This is a genomic window from Providencia sp. PROV080 (assembly GCF_033688105.1).
In the GTDB taxonomy this organism is placed as follows: domain Bacteria; phylum Pseudomonadota; class Gammaproteobacteria; order Enterobacterales; family Enterobacteriaceae; genus Providencia; species Providencia zhejiangensis.
In genome coordinates, this window is record NZ_CP096346.1 from 3,481,880 (window position 1) to 3,497,252 (window position 15,373).

Here is a 15,373-nt window from a genome sequence, read left to right on the forward strand (position 1 = left end):
CTCATACACTGTTTATTTTTATTAATAATGAAAACAGCGAATTACTGACGCTGTCATTTGGTGTGCGCAGAAGATTAGCCACTAAAAATAATGAATAAATAATAAATGAGTAAATTAAAAACAATGAGTTCGTTCTGCTTATAGAAACTAACCATTTGAATTTATTAGATTTGTAATGAATGAGCAAAGAAGTACGCTAAAACAGTTGTAGTTATGGTCTTTACAGGACTCTTCTTCCCTGTATTTCACACTACAACTCGGCGATAGGAGAATGAATCCTTAGACACAGTTCAAGCTGACTAGGGAGCAAAACGCAGGTAACAACGTTGTAGTACGAAAGACGACGGAGAATCTATGCTGTACGATAAAAGATTAGAAAAAGACAATTGTGGCTTCGGCCTTATCGCTCATATTGAAGGTGAGCCTAGCCATAAAATCGTCAGAACAGCAATCCACGCACTTGCAAGAATGCAGCATCGTGGAGCGATCCTTGCCGACGGTAAAACGGGCGATGGATGTGGATTGCTATTGCAAAAACCCGACCGTTTTTTTCATTTAGTTGCACAGGATCAGGGTTGGCGCTTAGCACGCAATTATGCTGTTGGTATGATCTTTTTAAGTCAAGATGACGCGATTGCCGCTGACTGCCGGCGTATTGTTGAAGAAGAGATCTTAGATGAAACTCTAGCGATTGTTGGCTGGCGTGAAGTACCTATTAACCGTGAAATTCTCGGTAGTATTGCCCTCGCAAGTCTCCCTAAGATTGAACAACTCTTTATCAATGCGCCCGCAGGCTGGCGCCCTCGAGATCTCGAAAGACGTTTATTCATCGCCCGTCGTCGTATCGAAAAACGTATTACCGATAGTGATTTTTACATTTGTAGCCTCTCTAACCTTGTGACGGTTTATAAAGGGCTATGTATGGCCACCGATTTACCGCGCTTTTTCCCTGACCTTGCTGATTTACGCATGGAATCCGCTATTTGCCTGTTCCATCAGCGTTTTTCAACCAATACGATACCACGCTGGCCATTAGCGCAACCATTCCGCTTTTTGGCTCATAATGGTGAAATAAATACGATCACGGGTAACCGCCAGTGGGCTAGAGCACGTTCATATAAATTTCGAACTCCCCTTATCCCTGATTTGCAGTCAGCGGCACCTTTTGTTAATGAAACAGGATCCGATTCTAGCTCCCTAGATAATATGCTGGAGTTGTTACTTAATGGCGGGATGGATTTGATTCGGGCGATTCGTTTACTAGTACCTCCGGCTTGGCAAAATAATCCTGATATGGATGAAGACCTCAAAGCCTTCTTTGATTTTAACTCCATGCATATGGAACCTTGGGATGGCCCAGCAGGACTCGTCATGTCCGATGGTCGCTACGCTGCCTGTAATCTTGATAGAAATGGCTTACGTCCAGCACGCTACGTTATTACTAAAGATAAATTGATCACCTGTGCATCGGAAGTCGGTATTTGGGATTACCAACCCGATGAAGTCGTTGAAAAAGGGCGTGTTGGCCCCGGTGAATTAATGCTTATCGATACTCAAGAAGGCCGCATCTTACAGAGTGCAGAGACCGATAACGACTTAAAAAGCCGCCATCCCTATAAGCAATGGCTTGAAAAAAATGTGATTCGCTTAATTCCTTTTGAAGCGATGGAGCAACAACAAGATACCGTTGGTCAGCGCTCAATGGATAATCAAACGCTGGCAACCTATCAAAAGCAATTTGCCTATACGAGCGAAGAATTAGAACAAGTTATTCGTGTGCTTGGTGAAAATGGTCAAGAAGCGACGGGTTCAATGGGGGATGATACTCCATTTGCGGTATTGTCACAGCGACCACGTATTCTCTATGACTATTTCCGTCAAATGTTTGCACAGGTCACAAACCCACCGATTGATCCGCTGAGGGAAGCTCACGTCATGTCACTCGCCACCTGTATTGGGCGAGAAATGAATGTATTTTGCGAAGCTGAAGGGCAGGCTCATCGATTGAGTTTCAAGTCCCCTATTTTGCTCTACTCTGATTTCCAACAGTTATGTCAACAAGATAGCCGCTATTATCAAACACAGACTATCGACATGACTTACGCATCGTCAACCCACTCATTAAAACAAGCTATTGAAAATCTTTGCCAAGAAGCCCAACAAAAAGTTCTCGACGGTGCTGTTTTACTCGTACTTTCTGATCGAAATATTTCTCCGGAGCGCCTCCCTATTCCTGCCGCGATGGCAGTCGGTGCGGTCCAACGCTGCTTAGTCGAAAATAATTTACGATGTGATGCTAACTTAATCATTGAAACAGCAAGTGCCAGAGATCCACATCACTTTGCCGTTTTGTTAGGTTTTGGCGCGACAGCGATTTATCCTTATTTAGCCTACGAGTCGCTGGCTGCTATGTCTGAAAGCCAACTTTTTGATAAACCACTTGGCAAAGTGTTATTGAATTATCGTAACGGCATCAATAAAGGGTTATATAAAATTATGTCGAAAATGGGTATTTCGACAATCGCCTCATACCGTTGCGCGAAATTATTTGAAGCTGTGGGCTTACATGAAGAAGTGACTCAACTGTGTTTCGAGGGTGTCGTTAGCCGCGTCAGCGGGGCTAATTTTAGTGACTTTGAGTTAGATCTATTTAATTTATCTCGTAAAGCATGGTTACCCCGTCTACCGATAGAACAAGGTGGCTTGCTCAAATATATGCATAATGGGGAATATCATGCCTACAACCCAGATGTTGTCAAAACCCTGCAAAATGCAGTGCACAGCGGCAATTATGATGATTACCAAAAATATGCTCAGCTCGTGAACAATCGCCCTACGGCGACGTTTCGTGATTTGTTAGCATTAAAATTGACAAATAAAGCCATTTCCTTAGCCGATGTTGAACCTGAAGAAGCACTATTTTCTCGCTTTGATACTGCCGCCATGTCGATCGGTGCATTGAGCCCAGAAGCCCATGAAGCCCTCGCGATTGCGATGAATACATTGGGCGGTTTTTCAAACTCTGGCGAAGGAGGTGAAGATCCTGCGCGTTATGGCACACAAAAACGTTCTCGAATCAAACAAGTTGCCTCAGGGCGTTTCGGTGTAACGCCTGCGTATTTGGTCAATGCTGATGTTATCCAGATCAAGGTTGCTCAAGGGGCTAAGCCGGGTGAAGGCGGCCAGCTCCCCGGAGATAAAGTCACGCCATATATCGCACGTTTACGCTATTCCGTGCCGGGCGTTACACTGATCTCCCCACCACCACATCACGATATTTATTCGATTGAAGATTTGGCACAACTGATTTTTGACCTTAAACAAGTTAACCCACATGCTTTGATTTCCGTTAAATTGGTTTCAGAACCCGGTGTTGGTACTATCGCAACCGGTGTTGCAAAAGCCTATGCCGATTTAATTACCATTGCGGGATATGATGGAGGCACAGGTGCTAGCCCTATTAGCTCAGTGAAGTACGCGGGATGCCCATGGGAATTAGGCCTTGTTGAAACTCAACAAGCACTTGTCGCCAATGGTTTGCGCCATAAAATTCGTTTGCAAACGGACGGCGGTCTCAAAACAGGCCTAGACATCATCAAAGCGGCAATACTAGGTGCTGAAAGCTTTGGCTTTGGTACCGGCCCAATGGTTGCCCTTGGGTGCAAATATCTACGCATATGCCATCTCAATAACTGTGCAACGGGTGTTGCAACACAAGATGAAACATTAAGACAACATCATTACCATGGTTTACCAGAACGTGTTATCAATTACTTTCGATTTATTGCCAGAGAAACGCGTGAACTGATGGCGGCATTAGGCGTCACTAAACTCACCGACCTCATTGGTCGTACCGATTTACTCGAGATTATTGAAGGAACGACCGCTAAACAAAACCGAATTAATCTGCAAAGTTTGTTAGAAACGAGCGAACCGCAGCCAGAGAAAGCCGTTTTTTGTACAGAAACTAATCCTCCATTTGATGAAGGCTTACTGAATCAACGCATTTTACAAGATGCAGAACCTTATTTGGCTCAGAAGCAATCGAAAACCTTTTTCTATGACATCATGAATACCGACCGTTCAATTGGTGCCGCCTTGTCTGGTGAAATTGCTCGTCGCTTCGGTGATCAAGGCTTCGCAGCCACACCATTACAGCTCTATTTTACAGGAACGGCTGGGCAAAGCTTTGGTGTCTGGAATGCAGGTGGAGTGGAATTAATTTTAACGGGCGATGCCAATGACTATGTTGGTAAAGGGATGACAGGAGGCGTTATCGCTATCCGTCCACCAGTGGGCTCTTCATTTGCCACCCATAAAACCACTATTGCTGGTAACACCTGTTTATATGGTGCAACAGGCGGTAAACTCTATGCAGCAGGCCTTGCGGGTGAGCGTTTCGCGGTCCGTAACTCAGGCGCAACGGCGATTATTGAGGGAATTGGTGATAATGGCTGCGAATATATGACAGGTGGGATAGTGTGTGTCCTTGGCAGCACGGGGATCAATTTTGGTGCAGGTATGACGGGGGGCTTTGCTTATGTGCTTGATGAAGAATCTCACTTCTCACGCCGGGTCAACAATGAGATGGTGGAACTACTGTCAGTCAATGATTACCCAATTCACGCTGAACATCTGCGTGGATTAATTACTGAACATGTCCGTTTGACGCAATCAGCGCGCGGTGAAGCCATTCTCGCGGATTGGGAAAATTGGGTTTGCCACTTTACTTTGGTCAAACCCAAATCAAGCGATATCAATGCACTCTTAGGCCACCGTAGCCGTTCTGCGGCTGAATTACGCGTCCAAGCACAGTAAGGAGAGAAAAATGAGCCAGAATGTTTATCAATTTATCGACTTACAACGTGTTGATCCGCCTAAAAAAACGTTAAATGTACGTAAAATTGAATTTGTAGAAATCTACGAGCCTTTTAGCGCGATCCAAGCTCAGACACAGGCAGATCGATGCCTTTCATGCGGTAATCCTTACTGTGAATGGAAATGTCCGGTGCATAACTATATCCCCAATTGGCTCAAGCTTGCCAATGAAGGACGTATTATCGAGGCCGCAGAGCTATCTCATCAAACCAATAGTTTGCCTGAGGTTTGTGGTAGAGTGTGCCCTCAAGATCGTTTATGTGAAGGTGCCTGTACCTTAAATGATGACTTTGGCGCTGTCACTATCGGTAATATTGAGCGTTATATTAACGATACCGCCTTTGCAATGGGCTGGCGTCCTGACCTTTCTCATGTTGTCCCTGTGAATAAATGCGTTGCTATTATTGGAGCTGGGCCTGCTGGTCTAGCCTGTGCCGATGTGTTAGCTCGCAATGGCGTACAAGCGACCGTGTACGATCGCCATCCTGAAATTGGTGGGTTACTGACCTTCGGTATTCCGGCTTTCAAACTCGAAAAAGAAATTATGACCCGCCGTCGAGAGATCTTTACCTCAATGGGGATTGAATTCAAACTCAATACCGAGATTGGTAAAGACCTGCCATTAAATCATTTACTTGCTGAATATGACGCCGTATTCATTGGTACAGGAACTTATCAGTCCACCAAAGGACAACTCGCCAATGAGAATGCAAAGGGAGTGTATGATGCTTTACCTTACCTTATTGCCAACACTCGCCAATTAATGGGCTTTGAAAACCCAGCCGATGCACCTTATGTCAACCTTAAAAACAAACAGGTTGTCGTCCTCGGTGGCGGTGATACCGCAATGGATTGTGTGCGTACCGCTATTCGACAAGGCGCGAAAAAGGTGATTTGTGCTTATCGTCGCGATGAAGCAAGTATGCCTGGTTCACCACGAGAAGTGAAAAATGCTCGAGAAGAAGGGGCTGAATTTTTATTCAATTTACAACCGGTGAGTATTGAAGTCGATCAGAAAGGCAATGTGTGTGGAGTCAAAGTAGTCAGAACACAGATGAGTGAGGCTAGAAATGGACGCGCTCAAGCAGAGGTTATAGAGGGTTCTGAACACTTATTACAAGCGGATGCGGTGATCACGGCATTCGGCTTCCGCCCACATGCCATGCCTTGGCTAGCAGAGCATAATGTGCAGCTAGACGCTCAGGGGCGGATCATTGCAAGCTGTGATGAGCTGTTAGCTTACCAAACATCAAACCCCAAAATTTTTGCTGGGGGAGATATTGTTCGCGGTTCTGATTTAGTGGTGACGGCAATTGCTGAAGGGCGCAAAGCGGCAGATGGTATCTTATGCTTTATGGGCGTTTAATCAGCGAACAGATCGCAAAATAAAAACAGAGGGGAAACCCTCTGTTTTTTGATCGATATACCTTACGAATTACTTAATGACTCTGAGTGATGGCCTACCTTTAGGGGGTGGCGTAGGCTCATCATCTGAAGATGACGAGTGCTCACTTGTTGGGTCTGATTCATGGACCAACGTGATGTTATCCGCAGGGTTTTCTTCAATCCCTTCAAGATCAGCTGATAACTGTTCTTCATAGGCGGCTTCCGGTTCAAACATCATCCCAGCGCCATTTTCACGGGAGTAGATTGCGATAATCGCGGCCATTGGCACATATACTTGACGAGGTACACCACCAAAGCGCGCACTGAAGCGTACTTCATCATTCGTAATCTCAAAGTTACCTACTGCGCGCGGTGCTATATTCAATACAATTTGCCCATCGCGAGCAAATTCCATTGGCACATTGATATTTGGCACAGTGACATCCACAACCAAATGGGGCGTCATATCATTATCAAGCAGCCACTCGTAATGCGCACGTAATAGATAAGGGCGTCTCGGTGTCATTGGCGCCATTTCCATCATGCCACTTAGCCTCGTGCCGAAAGACGCATTTCGCGTTCTAACTCAGTCAGTGAAGCTAAGAATGCATCACGTTCAAAAACACGTTGCATGTACATTTGCAGATGTTTGCTGCTTGATGGTTTGAGTTCGATACCTAGTACAGGTAAACGCCACAACAGCGGGGCTAAGTAGCAATCAACCAAGCTGAATTCTTCACTCATAAAGAAAGGCATTTCAGCAAAAACAGGTGATACCGCAATCAGCTCTTCTGCTAACTGACGACGTGCGTTATCCGCTTCCTGTGCCGTTCCCTTTTCAATTTTGTACATCAGAGAATACCAGTCTTTTTCAATGCGGTGCATCAGTTGGCGACTTGTACCACGAGCAACTGGATAAACAGGCATGAGAGGAGGATGAGGAAAACGCTCATCTAAGTATTCCATGATAATATGTGGGTCATATAGGGTCAGATCACGGTCAACAAGAGTAGGTACACTCTGATATGGGTTTAGATCGATCAGATCTTGAGGCAGATGACCAGGTTCGACATGCTCAATCTCAACGCTAACCCCTTTTTCAGCCAAAACGATACGAACTTGATGACTAAAAATGTCGGTTGGGCCTGAAAATAATGTCATTACCGAACGTTTGTTAGGAGCGACAGCCATTAAAACCTCCAAGTTGAATAAAAATGAACTAAACTGTAATAAGTTTTTGAATAATTACGAGCCCGCCCATTTTACAATCCCCTGTGCCAAAGCTCTCATTTATCCATATAGAAAGTCAGCACAACCCTCTCGCTGTAGTGCAGCGAGAAATAAGAAAATAAAAAGCAGTCGCATATTCTAGCAGATTTTGTACAACTTAGGGGGACGTAGATGAGAAAATCATAACTAAATGTAGTTTAAAGTAGATAAAAGACAAAAAATTAGAATATCAATTCAATAATACATGTAAAACTAGTTAAAAAACCTTAGAGCTAACTCTAAAAAATGTTTTTTTAAATAAAAAATGTCAGCCTAAAAATTCTCAACTAACGCCTACTCATAAAGAAAAATGCTGGTAAGGTAAGTTATATCTATTTTGTATAGTCGAACATGAAATAAGTAAGATGGCAAATAAAACAACCAACTTAGAGATTCAATATACAAACGTTTCTAAAAGCTTATTTAGGGAAGCTTGGAAGGCGAACACTATTCCACTTTAAAATGGCGTTTAAACTGTCAGTTTCGATTGTTTTTCCCTCAATAGACGAATGATTTGTGGTGCGATTCTGAATTCTCAAGTAATAACTCTATGATGCAACCCGTTCGCATACCCACAAAAATTTTTATCCCCGCTGACGGCTCTGTATTGCGCACTTTCGCTGCATAAACATTAATGAAGATTGAACTGCTTGATTCGCTCGAATAATAGAAATCTCGTCTGACACGAGTTACTTAAACCGGCAGGTAAATCAATGACAAAACCTCTTACACTAGCGCAATCAACTTAATACTATCTCAGCATCAAAAATCCGTTATTAAATGAATCAGTTTTATTTTGATCATTTTTATTGGCCCACCTTACAATACGAAAGCCAACATGAACAATAATATGTCTTAGAAAAGAACGCTTTTACCCATTCGATTTGTCTTGCCACCTAGATACTATTAATTTGCATATCAAAGAAGTTCAGCCTAGGTTATTTCCTGTTTTCCGAACACAACTCATTGAGTACTTGGGTATATTATTCAAATAATAATACACAAATATTATGTGCATTGATTTTCCAATAAAAATTCAATTTGAAGTCTATCACTAATATATTAAATTCAATGATATTTATCTTTTCCAGCACGCGCCATAGCGCGAATTCAGATAAAAGAAACCGCTCGCAGCTCATCAATAAACATCAAGCAATATATTGCGCCCAATAAAAAACCCGCCATAAAGACGGGTTTTTTCATCAATTTTATGCCCAAAGGGCAATAAATTAACGTTTGGAGAACTGTGGACGACGACGTGCTTTACGTAGACCAACTTTCTTACGTTCAACAGAACGCGCATCACGGGTAACGAAACCAGCTTTACGCAGATCAGAACGAAGAGTCTCATCATAAGCCATCAGTGCACGGGTGATACCGTGACGGATTGCGCCTGCCTGACCTGAAATACCGCCACCTTTTACAGTGATGTACAGATCCAGTTTTTCCAACATTTCAACCAACTCTAGCGGCTGACGAACGACCATGCGCGCAGTTTCGCGACCAAAGTACTGTTCCAGTGTACGCTGATTGATTGTGATGTTACCGCTACCTGGCTTAATGAAGACACGAGCGGAAGAGCTTTTGCGGCGACCAGTGCCGTAGTATTGATTTTCAGCCATTGCCTATAATCCCGATTAAATGTCAAGAACTTGCGGTTGTTGTGCCGCGTGGTTGTGCTCGTTACCTGCGTAAACTTTCAGTTTACGGTACATTGCACGACCCAGAGGCCCTTTTGGCAACATGCCTTTAACCGCGATTTCAATCACACGCTCAGGACTGCGAGCAATCATTTCTTCGAAAGTCGCTTGCTTAATTCCACCTACATGGCCAGTGTGGCGATAGTAGATTTTGTCTTCGCGTTTATTGCCGGTAACAGCAATTTTTTCTGCATTCAGAACGATGATGTAATCACCAGTATCCACGTGCGGAGTATATTCCGCTTTATGCTTACCGCGCAGACGGCGAGCCAATTCAGTTGCAAGACGACCTAAAGTTTTGCCATCTGCATCAACAACGTACCAGTCGCGTTTTACGGTCTCTGGTTTAGCTGTAAAAGTTTTCATTAAAACTTACCCAATATTGAAGTTACACGTTGGTGAACACTCATGTTCATAAGCTTTGTGAGGTTCACACGACTCTTGTCCAGCAAACCCACCCCTTCGAGCAGCCTAGCCGGCATTAATGCGATATTTCTTGGGAAATAAAAAACATCGCTGTAACGTGGGGTCGCAAGATTATAGAGAAGTCAGCAATAAAAATCGACCCCAAAAACACTTTTTTTTCTTCTTGTCTATATTAGATGTTTTTTTGTACAAAAACCACCAATGAGACTTAAGCCAAATGTGGCATCTTCAAATACTCTTCACTTTGCATTTCTTGTAAACGAGATAAGCAACGCTGATATTCAAATGTGAGCAAAGTACCTTGATAGAGCGATACCATAGGCACTTGCGCATTAATGATTAACTTCACTTTTCGTTCATAAAACTCATCCACTAACGCTAAAAAACGCCGCGCCGCACTCTCTTGTTTACCGTCCAAAGCAGGCACATCATACAAAAGTACGGTGTGATAACAATTGGCGAGATAAATATAATCATTTTGACTACGAGGCTCCTCGCACAACGCTTTAAAGCTAATTGCCAGCACCCCTTCTGCGGCGTTTATCGCTTGCATTTTACGATGATTAACTTCCAAGATCGGTTGCTGTTCGCCTTTTTTCCCAGCCAGTTTGTTAAAAACCTCATTGAGATGTTGACGACTTTCATCATTAATCGGCGATAAGAAAAGATGGGCTTGAGTTAATGTTCTTAGTCGATAATCAACCCCAGCATCCACGTTCATAATTTCACAATACTTTTTAATCTGCTCTATCGCGGGTAAAAACCTCGCACGTTGTAAACCGTTGCGATATAGGTCATCTGGGATAATATTGGATGTCGCAATTAGGGTGATGCCTCGAGCAAATAAGCCTTCCAGTAAAGTGCCTAAAATCATTGCATCAGTAATATCAGACACAAAGAACTCATCAAAACACAGGACATCTGTCTGCTTTTTAAATTCATCAGCAATAATATCCAATGGGTTTTCTTGACCTTGTAAAGCCATCAGGTCGTCTTGGACCTTTTTCATAAAGCGATGAAAGTGCAAACGGAGTTTTCTATTTCCTGGCAAGCTTTCATAGAACATATCCATCAGCCAGGTTTTTCCTCGCCCCACGCCACCCCACATGTATAGTCCTTTTACAGGCTCGATCGTTGAGGTATGTTTTTTGCCCAATAAGCGCCCTAAACGCATTTTTAGGCCTGAAGGCTTCTCATTGTGTTCATTTAAAGAGGATGTCGAGATCAACTGCTGATAAATTTCATTTAGACGCTCTACTGCACGTCTTTGTACGTCATCAGGCTGATAGTTACCTTCAGCAAGAGCCTGTTGATAACGCATAATCGGGGTTATCGGTGACATTAACTGAATAATCCTTGAAAAATTTTCGGTTTTTTTACCGTTATATGGTATACACTGCCCTTATTATAACCAGATTCATTTATTATTTAACGTCTAGTTAACGAATGTTAGAGGAGTAAGGAATTTCGTCTTAGTATTCCACTCTTTAGTGATTAACCGGAATTTACTCGTTATACTTCAAGTTGCAGCGTTATTGACGACATTTATTCAGACTCGTCATAGCATTATCTATACTCTTAGCGACTTATTCACTTGTCGCCTCGCTGCACCTCGAATGATTTAGAGTATAGTAATAGATGGATAAGCTTAATTTCTGCGAACAGTGAAGTAAACGAAGGAGTCAGCATGACCTGGGAGTATGCACTAATTGGACTAGTTATCGGTTTCATTATCGGCGCCTTAGTCGTCCGTTATGGTAACCCAAAACTTCGCCAACAAAAGACAGCACAAGCTGAATTAGACAAGAAAAACACTGAGCTAGAAGAGTACCGTAAGGAGCTCGTCAGCCATTTTGCTCGCAGTGCAGAGTTACTTGATAAAATGGCTCGTGATTATCGTCAGCTATATCAACATATGGCACAAAGCTCCTCAGAGTTAATGCCAGATATGCCCGCTCAAGATAATCCGTTCAATTATCGCTTAACGGAATCAGAAGCTGATAATGATCAGGCGCCAGTAAAAATGCCACCGAGAGATTATTCAGATGGTGCTTCTGGCCTGTTCCGCCCTTTAGATGAAAAAGAAAAGTAATTATTCATATATCATCTAAATGGTTCGTGAATCAGAATGAAGAAAAATAATGAGTCTTGAAGGTGGTTCGACACCTTCAATTGCTCTATCACACGAAATATAGCTAACTTATTCACCAGTAAAATCATTTACTGGTGAATACCACATATCCTTTTTTGTTTGGTTAGCACTGGCGAGTTTACTGCTGCTAACTAGTCAGTTAAATACAACACGACAAAATATCGTCTTATTTAAAGTATTTCTTTTTATTTCAAAACTGTATAGAAGTTCTATTTCATCTACAATCCATGTAAATAGATGTAAAAGAGTGGATATTTGCTACCTGTTGTATGAACTTTTGCGCATAATCCATAGTCATAGCTATCAGTAAAATCAAATCTGATATGAGAAAAATATCGTGATGAGTGCAGCATTGCTGCTACCTGATAAATTTTATTCTTGAGAGAATCTACGGAATGATGAAAAGAAAAAATTTCTTTCTCACTGCGGTCGCAATGAGCCTAGGGTTATCCCTGTCAATTTTACCTTCGATTAGCAGTGCGGCTTTACCTGCAACATTACCAGCCACGGCACAGAGCCAAAATATGCCAAGCTTAGCACCGATGCTTGAAAAAGTGCTCCCTGCTGTCGTCAACATTCATGTTTCTGGTACACGTGTTCAAAACCAACAAATCCCAGAAGAATTAAAATTCTTCTTTGGCCCGAACATCCCTTCACAGCAGCAAAGTGTTAGACCATTTGAAGGGTTAGGTTCTGGTGTAATCATTGATGCTGCGCAGGGTTATATTTTAACCAATAATCACGTGATTGATGGTGCAGATAAAATTCAAATCCAACTTAATGATGGTCGTGAGCTCGATGTTAAGCTGATCGGTAAAGATGCACAGACAGATATCGCATTATTAAAAATCACCAATGCAAAAGACATTAAAAATCTCACTGCCGTTAGCATGGCCGATTCCGATAAATTACGCGTCGGTGACTTTGCCGTTGCCGTAGGTAACCCATTTGGTCTAGGACAGACTGCAACTTCAGGGATCATTTCAGCACTTGGACGTAGCGGCTTAAATCTTGAAGGTCTAGAAAACTTTATCCAAACAGATGCCTCTATCAACCGTGGTAACTCCGGTGGTGCCTTAGTGAACCTAAATGGTGAACTGATCGGTATTAATACCGCAATTTTAGCACCGGGTGGCGGTAACATTGGTATTGGTTTCGCAATCCCAAGTAATATGGCTAAAAACCTCAGTGAACAACTCATTAAGCACGGCGAGGTGAAACGTGGGATTTTAGGTATTAAAGGTACCGAAATGAATTCGGATATTGCAAAAGCCTTTAATATTGATGCTCAACGTGGTGCATTCGTGAGCGAAGTTCTGCCTAAGTCTTCCGCGGCTAAAGCTGGCATTAAATCAGGTGACGTCTTAGTCTCTGTCGATGGTAAGCGTATTAACAGCTTTGCTGAGCTGAGAGCTAAAATTGGTACCAGCCAGATCGGTAAAGAAATCACGATTGGTCTGATCCGTTCAGGCAAGCCAATGGATGTTAAAGTTGTTTTAGAAAACAATGAAGGCGAAGCGACTAAAGCGGAAAAACTGAGCGAATCATTACTTGGCGCCACACTATCTAACGCAACCGTTAGCAACACTAAAGGTGTACAAGTTGATAATGTCGCACCAAAATCACCTGCTGCCGCGGTTGGCTTAGTTAAAGGTGACTTAATTTTTGGCGTGAACGACGTTCGTGTTGAAAGTATTGAACAGTTCCGTAAAGTGATTGATGCAAAACCGCCAGTACTGGCAATGAAAGTCTTACGTGGTGGTGAGACACTCTATCTGCTCATGAAAAATTAATCACAACACAAAATTGTTGTAAAAGATCAAAACAGGTACAGTACAAACTGCTGTGCCTGTTTTTTTATGTTATGCTCAATCTCCCTGTACTAACATCAACAAGTTGAATACTCGATATCTTATGGTGAAAAAGCTTCTCTGGGCAGCAATGCTAGGTCTAATAACCGCGATGATCCTTATTGTTGCGGTGCCTTCCCTACGCCCTCAAGGGTTAGCTGATTTGCTTTATGGTAAAATAGATAACGAACCTATCAGTTATAATAAAGCCGTCCGGAAAGCCGCACCGGCTGTCGTTTATGTGTATAGCAGCTCTAAAGGGAGTTTTTCTCAATCAGGCCGTGAATTAAAATCACTGGGTTCAGGCGTGATTATGAGCGCCAACGGTTATATCATTACCAATAAACATGTTGTTGATAATCCAGATCAAATTCTAGTTGCCTTACAGGATGGTTCAATCTTTGATGCTCTATTAGTCGGCTCCGATACATTAACGGATTTAGCGGTACTCAAAATAGATGCCGAAAACCTTCCTGTCATTCCTATTAATAAATTGCGTGTCACCCATGTTGGAGATGTCGTCCTTGCCATTGGTAACCCATACAACATAGGGCAAACAGTGACTCAGGGAATTATCAGTGCAACGGGCCGAGTTGGCTTAAGCTCCACCCGACGTCAAAACTTTCTACAAACGGATGCTTCTATTAATTCAGGTAACTCAGGGGGAGCCTTAATTAATACAGAAGGGGAATTAGTCGGTATTAATACCCTCTCCTTCAGTGCGGGCCAAGGGATCAGTTCAGAAGGTTTAAGTTTTGCTATTCCTACCGCCCTAGCGACAAAAATAATGGAAAAATTAATCCGTGATGGCCGTGTGATCCGTGGTTATATTGGGATCACGGCACGTGAACTACCACAGATTAGAACTAATAATAACAATATTGACCAAATCAAAGGGCTACGTGTATTCCAAGTTGCAGCTAACGGCCCTGCGGCGAAATCGGGGATTCTTCAAGGCGACATTATTTTATCGGTAGATAATAAACCCGCCGTTTCCGCCGCAGAAACAATGGATTTAGTCGCAGAAATTCGCCCTGGCAGTAAAGTACCCGTAAAAATTTTACGTGATGGTGAAGTAAAGGATGTGGATGTTATTATTGAAGAAATTCCTGAAGGCCAAGCTGGCTAGCAAAGGGTTCCTTTACGCTAATTCACGCCATAAAACTAGGTTTCAGCCCCGTATAAAATAGGCCGTTACCATTTACGGTTATTTTAACGTTAGTGTGATTACTGGGTGATATATATTTATTGCCTTATTTTTAATTTATCGGTAGATGTCAATTTTCATTATCTCATTACCTATTTTCTCCCTTCAGAAAATGCGTAGTCACTTTTATCTTTAAATAGCCTTTTTCAGTTCAACACACTTTAGCCAATTGACGTATTACGCTTTTCTGCTCGGATAGCCGATAATTAGCCTTATCGCTGAGCCAAAAATGATATCCGATGTGACTCATACAGAGTATTGCCAATATTTCTTTTCCTTTTAAACGCTACGAGTATTAGCGCATGACTAACGTTCTTATATCAGTTTAATAAGACACATTGCTACATGTCTGATTTCATTATTAATCAATGAACTCTAAAATTCGATATTTAATAAACTCTCGTCTAAAAATAAAACAATACGATTTAAAATAGAAGACTTAAATAGACTAAATAAAAAAACATTTCCATTTCAAAAAATTAAATAGATAAAAAGCCATGAATAA

At 42.4% G+C, this 15,373-nt stretch carries 10 protein-coding genes; 5 read left to right on the forward strand and 5 right to left on the reverse strand.

From position 1 onward, the window contains the following. Positions 1-354: 354 nt before the first annotated feature. Both gltB and M1F03_RS15665 read left to right on the forward strand, forming a co-directional pair. Complete coding sequence (gltB, locus tag M1F03_RS15660) at positions 355-4,818, forward strand: glutamate synthase large subunit (protein ID WP_154621893.1); 4,464 nt, start codon at positions 355-357, stop codon at positions 4,816-4,818. Between the two features lie 10 nt (positions 4,819-4,828). Continuing rightward, positions 4,829-6,244 (forward strand): FAD-dependent oxidoreductase, encoded by a 1,416-nt coding sequence (locus tag M1F03_RS15665; protein WP_318839999.1) that lies wholly within the window; start codon positions 4,829-4,831, stop codon positions 6,242-6,244. 69 nt (positions 6,245-6,313) lie between these two features. Here the strand turns inward: M1F03_RS15665 and sspB are convergent, their stop codons facing one another. The 5 genes from sspB to zapE form a co-directional block, all read right to left on the reverse strand. Continuing rightward, complete coding sequence (gene sspB, locus M1F03_RS15670; protein WP_251465242.1) at positions 6,314-6,805, reverse strand: ClpXP protease specificity-enhancing factor; 492 nt, start codon at positions 6,803-6,805, stop codon at positions 6,314-6,316. An 8-nt stretch (positions 6,806-6,813) separates the two neighbouring features. After that, entirely contained in the window at positions 6,814-7,455 is a 642-nt protein-coding gene (sspA, locus tag M1F03_RS15675; protein WP_154621896.1) for a stringent starvation protein SspA, read from the reverse strand. A 1,307-nt stretch (positions 7,456-8,762) separates the two neighbouring features. Continuing rightward, on the reverse strand, positions 8,763-9,155 hold the full coding sequence (rpsI, locus tag M1F03_RS15680) for a 30S ribosomal protein S9 (protein ID WP_004258235.1): 393 nt from the start codon (positions 9,153-9,155) through the stop codon (positions 8,763-8,765). A gap of 15 nt (positions 9,156-9,170) precedes the next feature. Next, positions 9,171-9,599: a 50S ribosomal protein L13 gene (gene rplM, locus M1F03_RS15685; protein ID WP_004925433.1), complete on the reverse strand. Its 429-nt coding sequence runs from the start codon at positions 9,597-9,599 to the stop codon at positions 9,171-9,173. A gap of 268 nt (positions 9,600-9,867) precedes the next feature. Further along, positions 9,868-11,001: a cell division protein ZapE gene (gene zapE, locus M1F03_RS15690; protein WP_251464675.1), complete on the reverse strand. Its 1,134-nt coding sequence runs from the start codon at positions 10,999-11,001 to the stop codon at positions 9,868-9,870. A gap of 345 nt (positions 11,002-11,346) precedes the next feature. On the opposite strand from zapE, the gene zapG reads away from it, so the two are divergent. From zapG to degS, 3 genes are all read left to right on the forward strand, one after another. Continuing rightward, on the forward strand, positions 11,347-11,751 hold the full coding sequence (zapG, locus tag M1F03_RS15695) for a Z-ring associated protein ZapG (RefSeq protein ID WP_154622910.1): 405 nt from the start codon (positions 11,347-11,349) through the stop codon (positions 11,749-11,751). Between the two features lie 458 nt (positions 11,752-12,209). Beyond that, positions 12,210-13,604: a Do family serine endopeptidase gene (locus tag M1F03_RS15700; protein WP_167520937.1), complete on the forward strand. Its 1,395-nt coding sequence runs from the start codon at positions 12,210-12,212 to the stop codon at positions 13,602-13,604. Positions 13,605-13,725: 121 nt separating this feature from the next. Beyond that, positions 13,726-14,790 carry an outer membrane-stress sensor serine endopeptidase DegS gene (gene degS, locus M1F03_RS15705; protein WP_154622912.1) on the forward strand — a complete coding sequence of 355 codons (1,065 nt, stop codon included), beginning with the start codon at positions 13,726-13,728 and terminating at the stop codon, positions 14,788-14,790. The last annotated feature ends 583 nt before the right edge of the window (positions 14,791-15,373 follow it).

Excerpts from the sequence above, each read along its gene's own strand:
- gltB (WP_154621893.1), top strand. The coding sequence starts at position 355 with ATGCTGTACGATAAAAGATTAGAAAAAGACAATTGTGGCTTCGGCCTT.
- M1F03_RS15665 (WP_318839999.1), top strand. The coding sequence starts at position 4,829 with ATGAGCCAGAATGTTTATCAATTTATCGACTTACAACGTGTTGATCCG.
- sspB (WP_251465242.1), bottom strand. The coding sequence starts at position 6,805 with ATGGAAATGGCGCCAATGACACCGAGACGCCCTTATCTATTACGTGCG.
- sspA (WP_154621896.1), bottom strand. The coding sequence starts at position 7,455 with ATGGCTGTCGCTCCTAACAAACGTTCGGTAATGACATTATTTTCAGGC.
- rpsI (WP_004258235.1), bottom strand. The coding sequence starts at position 9,155 with ATGGCTGAAAATCAATACTACGGCACTGGTCGCCGCAAAAGCTCTTCC.
- rplM (WP_004925433.1), bottom strand. The coding sequence starts at position 9,599 with ATGAAAACTTTTACAGCTAAACCAGAGACCGTAAAACGCGACTGGTAC.
- zapE (WP_251464675.1), bottom strand. The coding sequence starts at position 11,001 with ATGTCACCGATAACCCCGATTATGCGTTATCAACAGGCTCTTGCTGAA.
- zapG (WP_154622910.1), top strand. The coding sequence starts at position 11,347 with ATGACCTGGGAGTATGCACTAATTGGACTAGTTATCGGTTTCATTATC.
- M1F03_RS15700 (WP_167520937.1), top strand. The coding sequence starts at position 12,210 with ATGAAAAGAAAAAATTTCTTTCTCACTGCGGTCGCAATGAGCCTAGGG.
- degS (WP_154622912.1), top strand. The coding sequence starts at position 13,726 with ATGGTGAAAAAGCTTCTCTGGGCAGCAATGCTAGGTCTAATAACCGCG.